This is a genomic window from uncultured Oscillibacter sp. (assembly GCF_910584465.1).
Taxonomy (GTDB): domain Bacteria; phylum Bacillota; class Clostridia; order Oscillospirales; family Oscillospiraceae; genus Oscillibacter.
In genome coordinates, this window is sequence record NZ_CAJUBK010000144.1 from 1 (window position 1) to 1,504 (window position 1,504).

1 protein-coding gene is annotated in these 1,504 nt (G+C 65.5%); it reads left to right on the forward strand.

Annotated elements, in window-relative coordinates; genetic code table 11:
- The coding region (leuS, locus tag QZ332_RS13695; RefSeq protein WP_295766456.1) for a leucine--tRNA ligase at positions 1-1,504 on the forward strand (1,504 nt) is incomplete at both ends.

Below are 1,504 nucleotides of genomic sequence, written 5' to 3' on the forward strand. Positions count from 1 at the left end.
CAGGGGCTCCACGTGGGCCACGCCCGGCCCTTCACCGCCATGGACATCATCTGCCGCAAGAAGCGGATGCAGGGCTATAACGTCCTCTTCCCCATCGGCTACGACGCCTTCGGCCTGCCCACGGAGAACTACGCCGTCAAGAACCACATCCACCCCGCCAAGGTCACCCACGACAACGTGGAGAACTTCCGCAGGCAGCTGCGGATGCTGGGCTATTCCTTCGACTGGGACCGGGAGGTCAACACCACCGACCCGGAGTATTACAAGTGGACCCAGTGGATCTTCCTCCAGATGTTCAAGAAGGGCCTGGCCTATAAGGCGTCCATGCCCGTGAACTGGTGCACCAGCTGCAAGATCGTCCTGGCCAACGAGGAGGTCGTGGAGGGCGTGTGCGAGCGCTGCGGCGGCGAGGTCATCCGCAAGGAGAAGTCCCAGTGGATGCTGGCGATCACCAAGTACGCCGACCGGCTGATCGACGACCTGGACACCGTGGACTTCATCAACCGGGTCAAGATCCAGCAGCGCAACTGGATCGGCCGGTCCGAGGGCACCGAGGTGGACTTCACCGCCACCAACGGCGACAAGCTGACGGTCTACACCACCCGGTGCGACACGCTGTTCGGCGTGACCTATATGGTCATCTCCCCGGAGCACCCCTTCCTGGAGCAGTGGAAGGACCAGATCCGGAACTGGGGGGAGGTGGCCGCCTATCAGGCGGAGGCCGCCCGGAAGTCCGACTTCGAGCGGGGCGAGCTGAACAAGGAGAAGACCGGCGTCCGGCTGGACGGCATCGAGGCCGTCAACCCGGCCAACGGCAAGCACGTGCCGATCTTCGTCGCCGACTACGTGCTGATGGGCTACGGCACCGGCATCGTCATGGGCGTGCCCGGCCACGACCAGCGCGACTGGGACTTCGCCACGGCCTTCGGCCTGCCGATCGTGGAGGTGGTGAAGGGCGGCGACGTCACCAAGGGGGCCTTCGCCCTCAAGGACGACACCGGCATCATGGTGAACTCCGGCTTCCTGGACGGGATGACGGTCAAGGAGGCCATCCCCGCCATGAAGGAGCACGTCACGAAGCAGGGCTATGGCCGGCCCAAGACGAATTTCAAGCTCCGGGACTGGGTCTTCAGCCGCCAGCGCTACTGGGGCGAGCCCATCCCCCTGGTGGACTGCCCCAAGTGCGGCTGGGTCCCCCTGCCGGAGGAGCAGCTCCCCCTGCTGCTGCCCGAGGTGGAGAGCTATGAGGTCACGGACACCGGCGAGAGCCCCCTGGCGAAGATGACCGACTGGGTGAGCACCACCTGCCCCAAGTGCGGCGGCCCCGCCCAGCGGGAGACGGACACCATGCCCCAGTGGGCGGGCTCTTCCTGGTATTTCCTCCGCTATATGGACCCCCACAACGACAAGGCCCTGGCCTCGAAGGAGGCCCTGGACTACTGGTCCCCCGTGGACTGGTACAACGGCGGCATGGAGCACACCACCCTCCACCTGCTCTACTCCC